At 72.0% G+C, this 17064-nt stretch carries 15 protein-coding genes, 1 pseudogene and 1 riboswitch; of the genes and pseudogenes, 10 read left to right on the top strand and 6 right to left on the bottom strand.

Annotated elements, in window-relative coordinates; genetic code table 11:
* Positions 1-3 precede the first annotated feature (3 nt).
* Together EAO75_RS16990 and EAO75_RS16985 are read right to left on the bottom strand one after the other, a co-directional pair.
* Entirely contained in the window at positions 4-1308 is a 1305-nt protein-coding gene (locus EAO75_RS16990) for a M20/M25/M40 family metallo-hydrolase (RefSeq protein WP_147995882.1), read from the bottom strand.
* Positions 1301-2134, bottom strand: coding sequence for a M55 family metallopeptidase (locus tag EAO75_RS16985; RefSeq protein WP_147995881.1), 834 nt, complete (start codon positions 2132-2134; stop codon positions 1301-1303). The genes EAO75_RS16990 and EAO75_RS16985 overlap by 8 nt, the downstream gene beginning before the upstream one ends.
* A 100-nt stretch (positions 2135-2234) precedes the next feature.
* A riboswitch (cobalamin riboswitch) is annotated at positions 2235-2421 on the top strand.
* A gap of 29 nt (positions 2422-2450) precedes the next feature.
* On the opposite strand from EAO75_RS16985, the gene EAO75_RS16980 reads away from it, so the two are divergent.
* The 6 genes from EAO75_RS16980 to EAO75_RS16955 all read left to right on the top strand — a co-directional run bounded on the left by EAO75_RS16980 (position 2451) and on the right by EAO75_RS16955 (position 7146).
* The gene (locus EAO75_RS16980; RefSeq protein WP_147995880.1) at positions 2451-3152 is read left to right on the top strand and encodes an energy-coupling factor ABC transporter permease; all 702 of its coding nucleotides are present in this window, start codon (positions 2451-2453) and stop codon (positions 3150-3152) included.
* A complete protein-coding gene (locus EAO75_RS16975) occupies positions 3149-3499 on the top strand; it encodes an energy-coupling factor ABC transporter substrate-binding protein (RefSeq protein ID WP_147995879.1) in 351 nt (116 codons plus the stop codon). Before EAO75_RS16980 ends, EAO75_RS16975 begins: the two co-directional genes overlap by 4 nt.
* Before the next feature lie 6 nt (positions 3500-3505).
* The gene (gene cbiQ / locus EAO75_RS16970; protein ID WP_147995878.1) at positions 3506-4255 is read left to right on the top strand and encodes a cobalt ECF transporter T component CbiQ; all 750 of its coding nucleotides are present in this window, start codon (positions 3506-3508) and stop codon (positions 4253-4255) included.
* Positions 4252-5118, top strand: a complete 867-nt coding sequence (locus EAO75_RS16965) for an energy-coupling factor ABC transporter ATP-binding protein (RefSeq protein WP_147995877.1) — start codon at positions 4252-4254, stop codon at positions 5116-5118. Before cbiQ ends, EAO75_RS16965 begins: the two co-directional genes overlap by 4 nt.
* A 113-nt stretch (positions 5119-5231) precedes the next feature.
* Positions 5232-6728 carry an APC family permease gene (locus EAO75_RS16960; protein ID WP_147995876.1) on the top strand — a complete coding sequence of 499 codons (1497 nt, stop codon included), beginning with the start codon at positions 5232-5234 and terminating at the stop codon, positions 6726-6728.
* A gap of 1 nt (position 6729) precedes the next feature.
* Positions 6730-7146 carry a universal stress protein gene (locus EAO75_RS16955; protein ID WP_147995875.1) on the top strand — a complete coding sequence of 139 codons (417 nt, stop codon included), beginning with the start codon at positions 6730-6732 and terminating at the stop codon, positions 7144-7146.
* Positions 7147-7171: 25 nt separating this feature from the next.
* On the opposite strand, the pseudogene EAO75_RS16950 reads toward EAO75_RS16955, so the two are convergent.
* Together EAO75_RS16950 and EAO75_RS16945 are read right to left on the bottom strand one after the other, a co-directional pair.
* Positions 7172-7444 (bottom strand): annotated as a pseudogene (locus EAO75_RS16950) (FAD-binding protein); the annotation flags it as partial.
* Between the two features lie 58 nt (positions 7445-7502).
* Positions 7503-8594, bottom strand: a complete 1092-nt coding sequence (locus EAO75_RS16945) for a hemin ABC transporter substrate-binding protein (protein ID WP_410092382.1) — start codon at positions 8592-8594, stop codon at positions 7503-7505.
* Positions 8595-8736: 142 nt separating this feature from the next.
* Here EAO75_RS16945 and EAO75_RS16940 point away from each other — a divergent pair, with 142 nt between their 5' ends.
* From EAO75_RS16940 to EAO75_RS16925, 4 genes are all read left to right on the top strand, one after another.
* Positions 8737-9468 (top strand): hypothetical protein, encoded by a 732-nt coding sequence (locus tag EAO75_RS16940; protein WP_261989323.1) that lies wholly within the window; start codon positions 8737-8739, stop codon positions 9466-9468.
* A gap of 39 nt (positions 9469-9507) precedes the next feature.
* A complete protein-coding gene (locus EAO75_RS16935; RefSeq protein ID WP_147995872.1) occupies positions 9508-10467 on the top strand; it encodes an HtaA domain-containing protein in 960 nt (319 codons plus the stop codon).
* 114 nt (positions 10468-10581) lie between these two features.
* Positions 10582-11109: a hypothetical protein gene (locus EAO75_RS16930; RefSeq protein WP_147995871.1), complete on the top strand. Its 528-nt coding sequence runs from the start codon at positions 10582-10584 to the stop codon at positions 11107-11109.
* 14 nt (positions 11110-11123) lie between these two features.
* Complete coding sequence (locus EAO75_RS16925) at positions 11124-13661, top strand: immunoglobulin domain-containing protein (protein ID WP_147995870.1); 2538 nt, start codon at positions 11124-11126, stop codon at positions 13659-13661.
* A 61-nt stretch (positions 13662-13722) separates the two neighbouring features.
* On the opposite strand, the gene EAO75_RS16920 is transcribed toward EAO75_RS16925, so the two are convergent.
* Complete coding sequence (locus EAO75_RS16920; RefSeq protein ID WP_147995869.1) at positions 13723-14448, bottom strand: class I SAM-dependent methyltransferase; 726 nt, start codon at positions 14446-14448, stop codon at positions 13723-13725.
* Positions 14449-14620: 172 nt separating this feature from the next.
* Positions 14621-17056, bottom strand: a complete 2436-nt coding sequence (locus tag EAO75_RS16915; RefSeq protein ID WP_147995868.1) for a SpoIIE family protein phosphatase — start codon at positions 17054-17056, stop codon at positions 14621-14623.
* Positions 17057-17064: the final 8 nt, after the last annotated feature.

Below are 17064 nucleotides of genomic sequence, written 5' to 3'. Positions count from 1 at the left end.
CGCCTAGGCCGTACGCAGAAAACGGTCGAGCACACGGACGCCGAAGTGCAGCGCCTCGACGGGCACGCGTTCGTCGACGCCGTGGAACATGGCCCCGTAGTCGTAGCCCTCCGGCAGCTTCAGCGGCGAGAAGCCGTAGCCGGTGATGCCGAGCCGGGAGAACTGCTTGGCGTCGGTGCCGCCGGGCATGCAGTACGGCACGACGTGTCCCTCGGGCGCGAACTCCTCGACGGCCGCGCGCATACGGGCGTACGTCGGCGAGTCCACCGGCGACTGCAGGGCCACCTCGTGATGGTGGAACTCCCAGTCCACGTCGGGCCCGGTGAGCTCGTCGAGGGTGGTCCGGAACTCGTCCTCGAAGCCCGGGAGATAGCGGCCGTCGACGTAGGCCACGGCCTGCCCCGGGATGACGTTGACCTTGTAACCGGCCTCCAGCATCGTCGGGTTGGCGCTGTTGCGGACGGTCGCCTCGACCAGCCTGGCCGCCGGGCCGAGCTTCTGGAGCAGGCCGTCCACGTCGTCCAGGTCGGCGTCGAGGCCGTACAGCGCGGCGAGTTCGACGAGGGCGGCGCGGACGGTCGGGGTGAGCCGGAGCGGCCACTCGTGGGCGCCGATCCGGGTGACGGCCGCGGCGAGGCGGGTGACCGCGTTCTCCCGGTTGGGCCGGGAGCCGTGCGCGGCCCGCCCGCGTGCCGTGAGCTTCAGCCAGCCGGTACCGCGCTCCCCGGCCGCGAGGGGGTAGATCTGCCGGCCGCTGCCGTCGTGGACGGTGAACGCGCCGGACTCGCCGATGCCCTCGGTGCAGCCCTCGAACAGTGCGGCGTGCCGGTCCGCGAGGAAGCCGGAGCCGTCCTCGGCGCTCGCCTCCTCGTCGGCGGTGAACGCGATCACCACGTCCCGGCGGGGCCGTACGCCCTCGCGGGCCCAGGACCGCACGACGGCGAGGATCATCGCGTCCATGTTCTTCATGTCGACGGCGCCCCGGCCCCAGACGACGCCGTCGCGGATCTCCCCGGAGAAGGGGTGCACGCTCCACTCGTCGGCCTGCGCGGGCACCACGTCCAGATGACCGTGGACGAGCAGCGCGTCCGCCGACGGGTCGCTGCCCTCGATACGGGCGACGACGTTCGTACGGCCCTCGGCGCGCTCCAGCAGCGTCGGTTCCAGACCCGCCTCGGTCAGCCGCGCGGCGGCGTACTCGGCGGCGGGGCGCTCCCGGCAGTCGCCGCCGCCGCGGTTGGTCGTATCGATACGGATGAGGTCGGAGGTGAACGTGACGACCTCGTCCAGTGCCTGCCCGTCAGCCATACTGCTCCTCCACCGCGGCCGAGGCGATCGTGGTGACCGCCTTGAAGGTACGGATTCCCTCGTACATTCGCTCGCTGGTGTACGCCACCTTGCGCTCGCCGATACGTTCGACGCCGGGGACGACGGTGACGGCCATCGCGAGGTGCTCGGCGTCGAACTCGACCGCGACGGTGAACGGGCCGCCGTGCACGGGTTCGTGACGGACCGCCAGCCCGGCGGCCTGACCGGCCGCGGCGCGGATGTCGGCGGCGGTCCTGGCCGGCGTACGGCACACGGCGGCGTACCGCGAGACATGGTCCTTCACGGCGACTTTCAGCGCCTCGGGCGCGTAGCCGAGCGCGTCCTCGCAGGCCAGGTCGTCGCCGGTGACGAGCACCACCGGTACGCCGTACTCGGCGACGACATGCGCGTTCAGCAGGCCCTCACTGGCCCGTACGTCGTTCAGCCACACCCCGGTGATGGAGTTCGGGAGGTAGGTGTGTGCGAAGACGCCCTCCATGCCGGCGCCCGTGTGGTAGCCGACGAAGGCGACGCCGTCGATGTCGCCGTGCTGCACGCCCTCCACCATGGAGAGCTCCTTGTGCCGGCCGGTGAGCATCTGGGCGCGCTCGTCGAGCCGTTCGAGCAGCAGATTGCGCATGGACCAGTGCGCCTCGTTGATGACGACGGCGTCGGCACCGCCGTCGAAGAAACCCAGCACGGCGGCATCGACGTCCGAGGTGAACATCCCCCGGCACCTTTCCCACTGCGGCGTCCCGGGAAGCACGTCGCCCGGCCAGGTCACCCCGGTGGCGCCCTCCATGTCGGCGCTGATGAGGATCTTCATGGTCCGTCACGTTACGCGCCCGCGCGTGAACCCGCCACGAAGCGGACGAACGCCGCTTTCACGCCCCCTGGGCGCGCTTGTCAGTCACCGTGTGCGGGCACTACTGTCACCACGCCTTGGTGAACGGGAAATCCGGTGTGATGCCGGTGCGGCCCTCGCCACTGTGAATCGGGAAGTCCGGCTCCGGCCCTCACGGGCAGCCACTGGGTTCTTCGGGACCCGGGAAGGCGGAGCACGGGCGGTGTCACCCGTCAGCCAGGAGACCGGCCAAGGCGCGTCAACCATCCACGAGGTGCTGGAGAGGGTCTGCTGAGCCATGCACATAGCCGAGGGTTTCCTCCCGCCGGCGCACGCGGTCGCCTGGTGCGTCGCGTCCGCACCGTTCGTCGTCCACGGAGTCCGGTCACTCACCCGTGAGGTCAGGGAGAATCCCGAGAGCACACTGCTGCTCGGCGCCTCCGGGGCCTTCACGTTCGTCCTGTCCGCGCTGAAGCTGCCCTCGGTGACCGGCAGCTGCTCCCATCCCACCGGCACGGGCCTGGGCGCCATCCTGTTCCGGCCGCCGATCATGGCGGTCCTGGGCACGATCACGCTGCTCTTCCAGGCGCTGCTGCTCGCGCACGGCGGCCTGACCACGCTCGGCGCCAACGTCTTCTCGATGGCGATCGTCGGGCCCTGGGCCGGGTACGCGATCTACAAGCTGCTGCGGCGCTATGACGTGCCGCTGATGGTCGCCGTCTTCTTCGGCGCGTTCGTCGCCGACCTGTCCACCTACTGCGTGACCAGCGTCCAGCTGGCGCTCGCCTTCCCCGACCCGAGCAGCGGATTCCTGGGCGCGCTCGGGAAGTTCGGTTCCATCTTCGCCATCACCCAGATCCCGCTCGCCGTGAGCGAGGGCCTGCTGACGGTGCTCGTGATGCGGCTGCTGGTGCAGTCCAGCAAGGGCGAACTGACCCGGCTGGGCGTACTCCTCGCCAAGAAGCAGTCCCGGACCGAGACGGAGGCGGTGGCCCGATGAGCAGGAACACGAAGATCAACATTCTGCTGCTGGCCGTCGTGGCCGCGCTCGCCGTGCTGCCGCTGGCCCTCGGCCTCGGTGACCACAAGGAGGAGCCGTTCACCGGCGCGGACGGCGAGGCGGAGACGGCGATCACCGAGATCGAGCCGGACTACGAGCCGTGGTTCTCGCCGCTGTACGAGCCGCCGTCCGGCGAGATCGAGTCGGCGCTCTTCTCCCTCCAGGCGGCCCTCGGCGCAGGTGTCCTCGCCTACTACTTCGGCCTGCACCGGGGACGGAAGCAGGGTGAGCAGCGGGCGCTGGAGCGGGAGAGCGCCATCGAGGAGTCCCCGGCAGAGAGGGCCTGAGCCCGCGTGCTGCCGATCGACGCGGCGGCGCACAGCAGTCGCTGGCGCCGCCGTCATCCCGTGGACAAGGCCGTGCTCGGGCTCGGCCTCACCCTGCTCGCGATCTCCCTGCCGCCCTGGCCGGGTGCCGCGCTGGTCCTGGTCACCGCCCTCGCCGTGCTGCTGGGGCCGGCCGGTGTGCCGGGGCGGCGGCTGTGGCGCGCCTATCGTGTGCCGCTCGGCTTCTGTGTGACCGGTGCGGCCACGCTGCTCGTCCAGGTCGGCGGGCCTCAGGGCTTGGTGTCCCTCGCCGACGACGGTCCGCTGCGGGCCGGTGAGCTGCTGCTGCGTACGTCGGCCGCCTCCCTCGGGGTGCTGTTGTTCGCGTTCACCACACCGATGTCGGACCTGCTGCCCCGGCTGGTGAAGGCCGGGGTGCCCGCGCCCGTCGTGGACGTCGCGCTGGTGACGTACCGGATGAGCTTTCTGCTGCTCGACTCGGTGCGCCGGATCCGGGACGCGCAGGCCGCACGGCTCGGGCACACCAGCCGGGCCGCGGAGTGGCGTTCGCTGGCCGGGCTCGGCGCCACCGCGTTCGTGCGGTCCTTCGACCGGGCCACCCGACTCCAGGCCGGGCTCGCCGGGCGCGGCTACGACGGCACCCTGCGCGTCCTGGTGCCCGAGGCGAAGGTCTCCGTCCGCTTCACCGCCGGGAGTTGCGCGCTCCTCGTCACGCTGGCCGCCCTCACCCTCGTACTGGAAAGGGCCCTGCCATGAGCGAGCCCACCGCTCTCGTCGCCCTGCGCGGCGCGTCCTACGCCTACGAGGACGGCCCCGTCGTGCTCAGCGGCCTCGACTTCGACGTGCGCGAGGGGCGCGCGCTCGCGCTGCTGGGCCGTAACGGCAGCGGCAAGACCACGCTGATGCGGATGCTCAGCGGCGGACTCAAGCCGCACGACGGCCGGCTGACGGTGGACGGCGCGCCGGTCACGTACGACCGCAAGGGGCTGACCCGGCTGCGGACGACGGTCCAGTTGGTGGTGCAGGACCCCGACGACCAGCTGTTCGCCGCGTCCGTCGCCCAGGACGTCTCCTTCGGCCCGCTGAACCTCGGCCTGCCCGACCCCGAGGTGCGGGCACGGGTCGACGAGGCGCTCGCCGCCCTCGACATCACCGCGCTGGCCGACCGGCCGACGCATCTGCTGTCGTACGGGCAGCGCAAGCGCACCGCCATCGCCGGCGCGGTCGCGATGCGGCCCCGTGTGCTGATCCTCGACGAGCCGACGGCCGGGCTCGACCCGGACGGCCAGGAGCGTCTGCTCGCCACCCTCGACGGGCTCCGCGCGAGCGGCACGACGGTCGTCATGGCCACCCACGACGTCGACCTCGCCCTGCGCTGGGCCGACGACGCGGCGCTGCTGACCCCGTCCGGCGTACGGACCGGCCCGGCACCAGAGATGCTGGCCCGCACCGACCTGCTCCGGCAGGCCGGTCTGCGGCTGCCCTGGGGTGTCGCGGCGACCCGGCTGCTGCGCGCGCAGGGGCTGCTGGACGACACGGCACCCGGGCCGCGTGACGCGGCGGAGCTGGCCGCGCTGGCTCCGGCGCCCGCCAACCCCACGATTGCGGCCGACGGCTGACGCGTCCCTGCGCTGGGCACACGGGTGATACATCCGCCGACCGGACACCAAAGCCCCGGCAGGCCCCACGCTTCCCTGTTTCATGAGGTCACGCGCGACCGAAGTGAGGCAGCATGGCCGAAGGCACCATGGACACCCGCCCGCCCGAGGGGCTGAAGGCGGATGCGATCGGGTTCGTCGACGCACTCGTCATCGGCCTCAACGCCACCTCGCCCGCGTACTCGCTGGCCGCGGCCATCGGCCCGGTCGTGGCCCTCGTGGGCGTCTACGCCCCCGGCGTCATGCTCGCGTCGTTCGTGCCGATGCTGCTGATCGCCTCGGCGTTCTACTACCTCAACAAGGTCGACCAGGACTGCGGGACGACCTTCTCGTGGGTCACCCGGGCGATGGGCCCGTGGGCCGGCTGGCTCGGCGGCTGGGCCATCACGATGACCGGCGTCCTGGTGATCGGCTCGCTCGCGGACGTCGCGGTGACGTTCGCGCTGCTGGCCTTCGGGCTCGACAGCTGGGCCGACAACGAGTTCGTACGCCAGCTGCTCACGGTGCTGCTCATCATCGTGATGACGGCGGTGTGCGTCATCGGCACCGAGGTGTCGGCCCGGGTGCAGAACGTCCTCATCCTCGCCCAGGTCGCCTGCCTGCTCGCCTTCGCCGTGGTGGCCCTCTACCGGGTCTACGCCGACACCGGCACGCTCGACTCCGTCGATCCGGCGTTCAGCTGGCTGAATCCCTTCGGTGCGGGAGGCGCCGATCTGACGGCGGCTCTGCTGCTGGGCGTGTTCATCTACTGGGGGTGGGAGTCGGCGGTCAACCTCACCGAGGAGGTCGAGAACTCCGCCACCGCTCCCGGCGAGGCGGGCGTGTGGTCGACGGTCATCCTGCTGGTGACGTACGTCTCGGTCGCCTACGCGGTGGTGGCCTACGCCGGGCCGGCGTTCCTGTCCGAGAACGCGGCGGAGGAGGAGTTCATCTTCGCCCTGCTCGCCGACGAGGCGATGGGCGGCTGGGACTGGGTCGTGCTGCTGGCGGTCTCGACCTCGGGGCTGGCGTCGACACAGACGACGATCATCCCCGCCTCACGCACGGCGCTGTCCATGGCACGCCGGCAAGCGCTGCCGGCCCCCTTCGGGCACATCAGCCCACGGTTCCGCACGCCCGACGTGAGCACCTGGTGGGTCGCGGGCATCGCCATCGCCTGGTACCTCGTCGTCCGCCAGATCAGCGAGAACGCCCTGTTCGACTCGCTCACCGCGCTGTCCCTGCTCATCGCGTTCTACTACGCGCTCACCGGCATCGCCTGCGCGGTCTACTACCGCCGTCACCTGACGGAGAGCCTGCACAACTTCCTGCTCATCGGCCTCGGCCCGCTGGTCGGCGCCGGACTGCTGGTCTGGCTGCTGGTCGAGTCGATCAGCGACATGTCCGATCCCGCCAACTCCTACAGCGGCGTCTCGTGGTTCGGGCTCGGCCCGCCGCTGGTCATCGGCATCGGCATCACCCTCGCCGGGGTGGTCCTCATGGTCGTGTGGCGGCTGATGGCCCCCGCCTTCTGGTCGGAGCGCCCGGAGGTCGCCGACCCGGAACTCGTGCACGGCGACAAGGAGTCCTGAGATGACGGTCGTTCTCGGATACGACGAGTCCCCGGGCGCGGTCCGCGCGCTGCACGTCGCCGTCGAGGTGTCGGCCGCGTTCGACGAACCGCTCGTGCTGGTCTACGGCGCGGCGGCGCCCGGCGCCCTCGGCGAGGAGTACGCCGCTCACCGCGACGCCGTCCAGGAGGTCGGGCGCACCACGCTCTCGCACGCCGTCCAGGTGGCCGACGAGGCCGGGGTGCGCACCACGGTGGAGGTCATCGACCGGAAGCCTGCGGAGGCTCTGATCGACGCCGCGACCCGCCATGCGGCGCGGGTCATCGTGGTCGGCAGCTGGGGTGAGAGCCCGCTGCGCGGGGCCCTGTTGGGCTCCACACCCCACAAACTGCTGCATCTGGCGCGCACTCCGGTGCTGTGCGTGCCCACCGAACCGTGAGGCCCCCGCGGCTGCGGTCCGCGGCTCAGCTCGCGGTCGCCGCTGCCGCCGCCCGCCCCGCCGCGCGGCCGGAGAAGAGGCAGCCGCCGAGGAAGGTGCCCTCCAGCGAGCGGTAGCCATGGACGCCGCCTCCGCCGAAGCCGGCGACCTCACCGGCCGCGTACAGCCCGGAAACCGGGGTGCCGGAGGCGTCCAGGACACGGCCGGAGAGGTCGGTCTGGAGGCCGCCGAGGGTCTTGCGGGTGAGGATGTTGAGGCGTACGGCGATGAGGGGTCCGGCGCTCGTGTCCAGGATCTGACCGTGTCCGACGACGATGGCCTCCGCGTCCGACGCGGCAGGGGGCGACGAGTTCTCCTCATGTCTGGTGGATGCGATCCACCAGGATGTCGATCACCAACGGCGTTCGGGGCCCGTACCCGAGGAGGACCCCGTCCTCCATGTCCACCACCCGGCGGTTCATCCCGGCCGGCGTCTGGCCGACGCCGGGAATCTGGACCAGGCCGTCGATGCCGCCGACGGAGTCCAGGCCCTTGGTCATCATGAGGATGACGTCCGGCTGGGCCCGCACCAGGGCCTCGCTGGTGATCGGCGTGAACGGCTTGTCCAGGCCGGCGTCCTTGCCCGCGTCCACCGCCCCGGCGGCCTCGATCAGGGAGTCGGCGCCGGAGCCCTTGCCGCCGATGAGGTAGACGGCCGCGCTGCCGCGCATGTACAGGAAGGCGACCTTGGGCTTGCTGCCGTCGGGCACCGCGGCCCGGGCGGCGGCGAGTTCGTCGCTCATGCGCCGGTTGAGGGCCTTGCCCGCCGCGGGGACACCGAGAGCCTCGGCGATCCGGGCGGTCCGGGCGGTGACGTCGGCCAGTTCCGTGGCGGGGTCGAGGACGACGACGGGGACGCCGGCGTCGCGGATCTGGTCGATGGCCTCCTGCGGGCCGGTGTCGGTGTCGGCCAGCACGACCGTCGGCCGCAGTGAGAGCACGCTCTCCGCACTCACGTCGTGCGCCTTGGTGACCTGCGGAAGCTTCTTCGCCTCGGCGAAGGTGGCGGTGATGTCCCGGCCGACGACGCGATCGCCGAGACCGAGCGTGAACACGATCTCCGCGACACCGCCGTTGAGCGGCAGGATGCGCGAGGCGTCCTCGACGGTCACCTTGCGCCCGTCCGAGGAGTCGACGGTGACCGGCAACCGCGGGGTGGGCGGCTCGCCTTCGAGCGGGACGAGGGTGTTCTTCGCGAGTTGCCGCTCGGCCGCCGCGGCCCGCTCGCTCGCGGAGGCCGGTGACGCGTCCGCCGTCGAGGAACCGCCACTCCCGCCCCCGCAGGCGCCCGTCAGCAACACCAGCGCCAGCGCGAGGGGCACGAGGCCCCGGCGCCCCGCGGGTCGCACCCTCCCCGTCGCCGGTCGGGGCATTCCGGCCAGTCGGCGGGGTCTTCCGGTCATTCGCATCGCGCGGCCCTCCGGCCTCTCGTCTCGCACCCTGTTGATCAATAGCTTAGGTTAGGTTTACCTTATTAATTCCTGGTGGGGGTGCGACGTGAAATCGCCATGTGGCCTGCGTGACAGGCGAGTTGGCCGTACGACCGCACCGGTGGCCGCGGCCGCCGGCGTCCTCCTGACGCTTTGCACCGCCGCCCCGGCGGTCGCGGCGGGCGGTTCGGCGACCGGTCCGGAAGGCCAGAAACTCACGGTCTCCCAGGCCTCCGGCCTCGCCCCGGACGGCGAGACGGTGACGGTGACCGGGTCCGGCTACAACACCGAGAAGGGCATCTACGTCGCCTTCTGCGTGAACAACGGCGCGGGCAGGACCCCGACGCCCTGCGTGGGCGGAGTGGACATGTCCGGCGAGTCCGGGGCGTCCGCGTGGATCTCCTCCAACCCCCCGTCGTACGGCGAGGGACTGGCGAAACCGTACGAGGGCAGCGGCCACAAGGGCTCGTTCAGCGTGCGGCTCAAGGTGCGGGCCAAGGACGCGAACACCGACTGCGCCAAGTCCGGCGTGAAATGCGCCGTCATCACCCGCAACGACCACACCCGGGGCGGCGACCAGAGCCAGACGGTCCGAGTCCCGGTGACCTTCGGCGGCAGCGGCAGCGGCGCGGGCGACGGCGCCTCGGCGGCCCCGACCGCTGCGGCCGGCGCGAGCACGACCGGCGGCGGTACGGGCGGTTCGGCCGGCGGCGGCGAGAAGGCGTCCGACGGTCCGCTCGCGAGCACCGGTTCCGTCGCCCTGACGGCGGGGGCGACAGCGGCGGGCCTCGTCGCGGCCGGCACCGGGGTGTGGTTCTGGGCGCGCAGGCGCCGTGCGTCGAACGCGGGCTGACCCCGCACCCGACCTCATATCCCAGAGGGAGACTTGAAGATGACGAAGAGACCCGGCGCCGCCGCCGTGACGGGCGGCGCCCTGCTGGCACTGCTGTGCCCGGCCGCGGGGTCGGCGGTCGCCCAGGACACGGAGACATTCCCGCGCGCGGTGTCCGACGGGTACGCGACCTGGAACACGGCCGACGCCGAGCCGGCCGACCACGGCCTGTCGGTCGACGTCACCGAACCCGCCGTACGGGGATCCGCGGACCGCGCCTCGTTCCCGGCCACGAGCGGCAGCACGGACCTCGAAACCGGCGCCGTGGACGTCGAGTTGGGAGGTGCGGCCCGGTTCGTCCCGGAGGCCGGCCCGGTTCAGCCGTTGACGCTCGGCGGCCTGCGGCTGCGGTTGACCGACGGCGACGACGGCACCCTCCACGCCCGTACGGTCGTCGACGGACGGGCACGGGAGCTGACGCTGGCGGACGTGACGGCGAGTGGCGGCGGACCTGCCCTACGCGCGGGCGGAGTGACGTGGACCGGTCTGCGGGCGTCACTCACGGACGAGGGCGCGAAACTGCTGTCGACGTGGAGCGGGGCCCCCTTCGCGCGGGGTGACGCACTGGGCCGGCTCGACGTGACGGTCGGCACCGCGAGCGCGACCCCGGCGGAGCCCGCCGACTCGGCAACACCGTCGCCGAGCACCACGGCCCCGCAGCAACCGAAACAGACCGTCCCCGACGCATCGCCCTCGGCCCGCGTGACGGTCCAGGAGCTGACCGCGGGTGGCCAACAGACCGTCGACGGCACGGGATTCGAACCGGGCGAGATCATCCTCGTGGCGATCGACGGCGACACCCGCTACCAGGCGGTGGCCGACGAACAGGGCCGCGCCGCACGGACGTTCCCGGTGTACGACACCGCCGCCGAGGGCGCGCACACCGTCGAGCTGTACACGGTGACCGGCGGCCGCAGTGCCGTCGCGGAGTTCGCCGTGCGCCTCAACTCCGGTTCCTGAAGAGGTCGTTGGCGCCTCTTTGTCTTCCATTGACAAACACCACTGATCAATACTTAGGTTAGCCTTACCTAAGTCAACCGAACTTGGGTTCCCTGCAGAGAGGTCCCGCTCCCCATGAGAGCCATCCCCGCCGCCCGCGCGGCCCTCACCGTCGTCGCCGCCGGTGCCCTGACCCTGGGCCTGGCCACGTCGGCGTCCGCCGCGACCTCGACCCGCACGGTCACCGACGGCGCCGCGACGTACAACCTGCTCCTCACCGCCCCCGCCACGGCCACGGCCGCGGGCCAGGTCATCACGGTCTCCGGCTCCGGCTACAACACGAGCCAGGGCATCTACGTCAGCCTGTGCGTGGTCGACGGGGCGCAGGGCGCGAACAAGCCCACCCCGTGCCTGGGCGGCCAGGACGAGAGCGGCTCCACCGGTGCCTCGCACTGGGTCAACAACACCTTCGGCGGCATGTTCGCCAACAGCTCCAAGTTCGCCGCCGGCGGCACCTTCAGCGTGCAGATCTACGTCAAGGCCACCCTCGACGACGGCAGCGTCTGCGGCGAGGACGTCGAGTGCGCGGTCGTGACGCGCGCGGACCACTTCGACAGCGGGGACCGCAAGTACGACGTCCACGTGCCGATCACCTTCCAGTGACCGGAGGAACCCCCATGCAGTACAGACGACCGGCGGCGCTCCTGGGCGCCGCCGCGCTCGTGGCCGCGGCCGTCACGTTCGGCTCCGCCGCACAGGCCTCCGACACACCGAAGACGGCCCTCGGCAAGGACGGCCAGAAACTCACCGTCTCCGCCTCCGCGAACCTCGACCCCGACGGCGAGACACTCCGCGTCACCGGCTCCGGTTACGACGCCACGAAGGCCGTCTACGTCGCCCTGTGCAAGGACAACGGCGACAACCGCGTCCCCACTCCGTGCCTCGGCGGCGCCGACCAGAGCGGCACCGGGAGCTCCTCGCAGTGGATCGTCCCCGAGGGCGACGAGTACGCGGGCGACCTGGCCGTGAACTGGGGCACGGGCGGCACCTTCGACGTCGAGATCGCGGTCAGGGCCAAGGACGCGAGCCTCGACTGCGCCAAGGTCACCTGCTCGGTCGTCACCCGCGTCGACCACCGCAATCCCGGCGACCGCTCCCAGGACGTCCGCATCCCCGTCGGCTTCGAGGGCCAAGGCCCCGGCGACGGCGGTGACGGTGTGGACGTGCCCGCCGGCACGGTCAGCTATGTCAGGGCGGCCGAGTTCACGGCGGCCGGCGAGGTGAAGGACCTGCTGCTGCACCCCGACTCGGGGAAGCTGTACGCCGGTTCGGAGGACTACGTCGACACCGGCGACGTCAACGAGCGCGGCCTGTACGCCCTCGACGCCAAGGACGGCAAGGTCCTCACCCACGTCAGCCAGGCCCCCGGCACGGGCGGCGCCATGGCGGCCCGCAACGTCGCCCTGATCGCCGCGCCGCTCCCCGGTGACGGCGTCGTCTTCCACTACCCGCTGCGCGGCATCGGCACCGCCAAGGACGGCGACACGACAGCGGCCGGCGTATGGCTGACGGGCGCCAGGGTCACCGGAGCCGGTCCCGGCGCCGAGCCCGGCACCACCTTGGTCGCACAGGGCGCAGCGCTCTCCGAGATCGCGACGGCCACGGGCACCGCAGGCCGGACCCTCACCCTCGACGGCGGCTCCCAGCTCGGCGTCGACACCGCGCACGACGCGGCCTGGGTCGCATCGGCCGCGGGCGGACAGCTGCGCCGCGTCGACACGAAGACCTTCACGGTCACCGCCGACATCGAACTGCCCGCCGCCTCCGTCGGGTTCGTCGAGGCCGATCCGACCACGGGCAACGTGTGGGTGGGCAGCGGCAGCTCCGTGCTCGTGTACGACAAGGATGCGAAGCTCCTGACGACACTGAGCGGGCCGGACGAGACGACCGACGTGGCCTTCGACACGGGCACCGGGCGTGCCTTCGTCGTCCGTCAGGACAACGGCGACAGCGGCAACGGCGACGACATCAGCTCGCTGGCGGTGTACGACACCAACACCTTCGAGGAGGCCGCGAAGCCGACCGAGCTCGTGGGCAATCACTCCCAGTTCGGCGAGGCCGCGGTCGCCGTCGCCCCCGGCGGCACCTCCGTCTACGTCAGCAGCCCGGTCGAAGGCAAGATCGTCAAGCTGGACCGGCGGATGTCCCCGAAGGTCGTCCAGTCCCCCACGGACCAGTCGGCCGCGCCGGGCGACGAGGTCACCTTCGTCGCGGCGGCCGAGGGCGCTCCGCAGCCCACGGTCCGCTGGCAGGTGAGCGCCGACGCCGGCCAGACGTGGTCGGCCGTCGAGGGGGCGAGCGGCACCACGTACGCCTTCACCGCGAAGGCCGCGCACGACGGCCACCGCTATCGCGCCGAGTTCACCAACTCGGCGGGCACGACCCGCACTTCGCCGATCACCCTCACGGTCACCGAGCCCGGTGACGGCGGCAACGGCGGTGGAGGCGACGGCGAGGACACCGAACCGTCGGGCACCAGGACGGTCACCGGCCCGGGCGGCCAGAAACTCACCGTCACCCCGGTCAACAACCTCGCCACCGAGGACCAGACCCTGAAGATCACCGGCTCCGGCTACGACACGAGGAAGGGCATCTACGTCGCCCTGTGCGTCGACAACGGCGACGGCGAACTGCCCACCCCGTGCGTCGGCGGCGTCGACATGACCGGCGGCTCGCACTCCTCGGCGTGGATCTCCTCCAACCCGCCGGACTACGGCGAGGAGTTGGCGGTCCCGTACGGCGCGGGCGGCACGTTCAAGGTGGAGCTGACGGTGGCCGCCAAGGACGAGTACACCGACTGCTTCAAGGCCACGTGCGTCCTTGCGACACGGGGCGACCACACCCTCTCCGGCGACCGCTCCCAGGACGTCAAGGTCCCGGTCAGCTTCGTCGGGCAGGACCCGGTGGACACGGACGACGACAGCGGCACCGGTGGCACGGGCGGCGACGACGGCTCGGGGACCGGCACGACGGGCGGCGGCGCGAGCGGCACGGGTGCGGCTTCCGCAGCGGGTGGATCCGCCGGCGCCGGCACCTCCACCGCGGGCGGCAGTCTCGCCTCGACCGGCGTGACCGTGCTTTCCGTCGCGGCACTGGCGGCCGCGCTGCTCGCCGCGGGCTGGGTGGCGTACCGCAAGGGCCGTACCGTGAACTGATAGGCGGATACGGTGAGTTGGCCCTCCGGGTGGCACGGACCACCGGGAGGGCCGTCGCCGCCTACGCCGTCCGGCCCGCCACCGCCCACTTCGACGGCAGTTCGATCCGGGTGCCGTCGGGCGCGTACTCCGTGGTGATCAGCGGCAGTTCACCGCTCGCGATGACCGAGAGACCGGCCGCGCGCAGATACTCGGGCACTGAGGCGTCGGCGACCTCGCCGGGCGCGATGCCGTGCCGGAAGATCGGCGCGAGCTTCGGCGGAGGTCCCGAAGGGCTCTGCGCGAGACCGACGAGGATCGGCTTGGCCGACTCGGAGAGTTCGACGAGGAAGACCCGGCCGCGCTCACCGACCAGCGTGGCGATCCCGTTCACCATCAGCTGCCGGTCGTCCGGCTCGGCCTGGTGCAGCACGCCCCGCATATAGATGTTGGCGTCACCGAACTCGGCGTGCAGCGTCTCCGCCTCGGCCTTCTCCACGGCGTCGAACAACCGGTACGTCGCCTGCCCGGCGGGGTCGGCCAGCCGGGCGTGGTCGAGGGCGGCGGCGGACAGTTCGGCGCCGATCACGCGCGGGAAGCGGTCGGCGAGGAAACGGGTCTGGGTGCCGTTGCCGCAGCCCAGGTCGACCATCGGCAGGCCCGGATCGGTCAGGTGCGGCTCGAAGAGGGCCACATGGCGTCCGGCGGTCAGGGACGGCTCCGCGTCCCAGAACACCGCCCCCTGTTCAGCCGGGGCTTCACGCCAGAACCCCTCCCAGGCCTCCCGGTACCGACTCGTCACGCTCATGACCGACTCCCCAGGTAGCGACGGCGACCCGTCGTGAAGGCACGGGCGAGTACGGTCTATCGCGGCGTGGTTTCGGCCACAAGCGCGCGGCGCATACCTTCACCCGGCATTCGATACCGGTACGCCGTCGTACACCGGTACGCCGTCGTACGCCCCCCCCGGGCGCGGGCGGTCAGCGGCGCGGGATCGTGAGTTCGAACCAGACGGTCTTGCCGGCGTTCGTCCGGCTCGCGCCCCACTCGCGCGCGAGGGTGCTCACCACCCGAAGCCCCCGCCCGTGGTCGTCGCAGGAGCCGGCGTGGAGCAGGGTCGGCAGCTCGTGATCGTCGTCGTCCACCTCGCACAGCAGCGTGTCGCCGCGCACGAGACGCAGTTCGACGGGGCGGCCGTGGGAGTGCCGTACGGCATTGGTGACCAGCTCGCTGACCAGCTGCTCGGCAGTGGACGCGAGGCGGGACAGGCCCCAGTCGTGCAACTGCTCGCGGACGACGGCGCGGGCCCGGCCGACCTCCACCGGGTCCAGGGCGATGCGCCATGCGGCGACGTCCTCGGAACCGATGCCGTTCAGGCGGGCCAGCAGCAGGGCCACGTCGTCCTTGCGGCCGCCGCGGGTGTTGAGAGCGCGGATGATGGTGTCGCAGGCGTCGTCCATGGACGCGGCCGGGTGGGCGGCGGACTCGGAGAGGGTCGCGAGCCCGACACCGATGTCCTCGCCGCGCACCTCGACCAGGCCGTCGGTGCACATCACGAGCCGGTCGCCGGGCTCCACGCGCACGCGTACCGCCTCGAAGGGCACCCCGCCGACGCCGATCGGGGCACCCGTGGGCAGGTCGAGCAGCTCACTGCGCCCGTCGTCGGCTCGGACCAGGACGGGCGGGATGTGACCGGCGTTGGCGATGTGCAGTTCGCCCGCGATGGGGTCGTAGACGGCGTACAGGCAGGTCGCGAGGTAGGTGTCGCCGAGGCGCTGGGCGAGGTCGTCGAGATTGCGCAGGAGCTGGGCGGGCGGCAGGTCCAGGGCGGCCATGGTCTGCACGGCCGTGCGCAACTGGCCCATCATGGCGGCGGAGTTGAGGCCGTGGCCCATGACGTCGCCGACGACGAGGGCGGTGCGGGCGCCGGGCAGTTTGACGGAGTCGAACCAGTCGCCGCCGATGCGGCCGAGCAGCGTGCCGGGGAGGTAGCGGGTGGCGATGTCGCAGCCCGCCATGCGCGGCGGGATGTGCGGCAGCATGCTGTCCTGGAGGGTCTCGGCGACGCTCTCCTGGTAGGTGTACATGCGCGCGTTGTCGAGCACGAGGCCCGCGCGGGCGGCGAGTTCGGCGCCGGTGACACGGTCCATGTCGTTGAACTCGACGCGCTCGGGGTGGCGCAGCAGGATCATGAAGCCGAGCACGACGGTGCGTGCCTTCAGCGGCACGACCAGCATGGAACGGCCGGTGATGAGCGGCCGGATGTCCCGCTTCTCGAACTGCGAGGCGATGGCGTGGCCCATCTCCTCGCTGATCCGCGGCACGAGCACCGGTTCACCGCTGGTCATGCACTGGAAGAACGGGGTGTGCGCCGGAAAGGGCATGGCCTCGCCGACCGGCACGACGTCGTCCCAGCGGCCCGGTTCGTCGGTGTGCTCGACGGCGACCCGGTGCCACATGGTGGTCGTGTCCGGCGCGCCGTCGGGGAATCCCTCGCCGGCGACGACCTGTTCGCGCAGATAGGTGCCGGCGACGTCGGTGAAGCGGGGCACGACGGCTCTGCTGACCTCGATGATGGTCCGGGACAGATCGAGGGAGGTGCCGATGCGGCCGCTGACCTCGTTCAGGAACTCCAAGCGTTCACGGACGGCGACGTACTCGAGGTCCTCGCCCTCCTCGGAGTACTCCTGTGGGAGGGGTAAGCCCTGGGCGGCGGCCCGGGCGGCGCGCTCGCGGCGGGCCCTGCGCTCGACCCGCCGGGGCACGCCCCAGTCGGGGGTGACGGGCACGCGGTCGTTCTGGCTGAACTCCAGGACGGGGTAGCCCAGTTCGAGGATCTGCCCGACGATGCGGGCGCTCTCCTCGACGCTCATGCTGGGGAGGATCTCGGGGAGCTTGTGCGCGAGTTCCTCGGCGCCGGGGAAGTCGGTGTGCAGGGCGAAGGCGGGCGCGACGCGCTCGAAGCCGGGGTCGTCGTCCGGGTCCTCCTGCCGGAGCCGGCCCACGTCGGCGCCGAGCACGAGGAGCCGCTCCGGTCCGGGGCCCACCAGCGGGTAGGCCCACCACAGCACGTCGACACGGTCCCGCTCGGGCACGGTGAGGCGGGCGCGGCCCGCGGCCGGGTAGTACAGGCGCCCGTCGAGGGAGGTTTCGAGATCGTGGCCGAGACCGTCGTACGCCCCGTAGGCGCCGTACGGGGAAGGGTCGTCGTCATCCGGCAGGGCGCCGGAGACCGGCAGCAGATCGACGGCGGGGCGGCCGAGTGCCTCCTCCTTGGCGGCGCCGAACAGACGGCGTGCGCCGGAGCTCCAGTGGGAGACCAGGCCTTCGCGGTCCACCACGACCACGGCCAGTGGGATGCGTCCGGACGCGGCGTGTTCCGTCACCGCGCCGTCCCTCTCGGTGCCACGGTCCATGGCCCAGG

Source organism: Streptomyces sp. UW30 (genome assembly GCF_008042075.1).
Taxonomy (GTDB): domain Bacteria; phylum Actinomycetota; class Actinomycetes; order Streptomycetales; family Streptomycetaceae; genus Streptomyces.
Note: the sequence above shows the minus strand (reverse complement) of the source record. Positions and strands in the feature narration are given on the sequence as shown.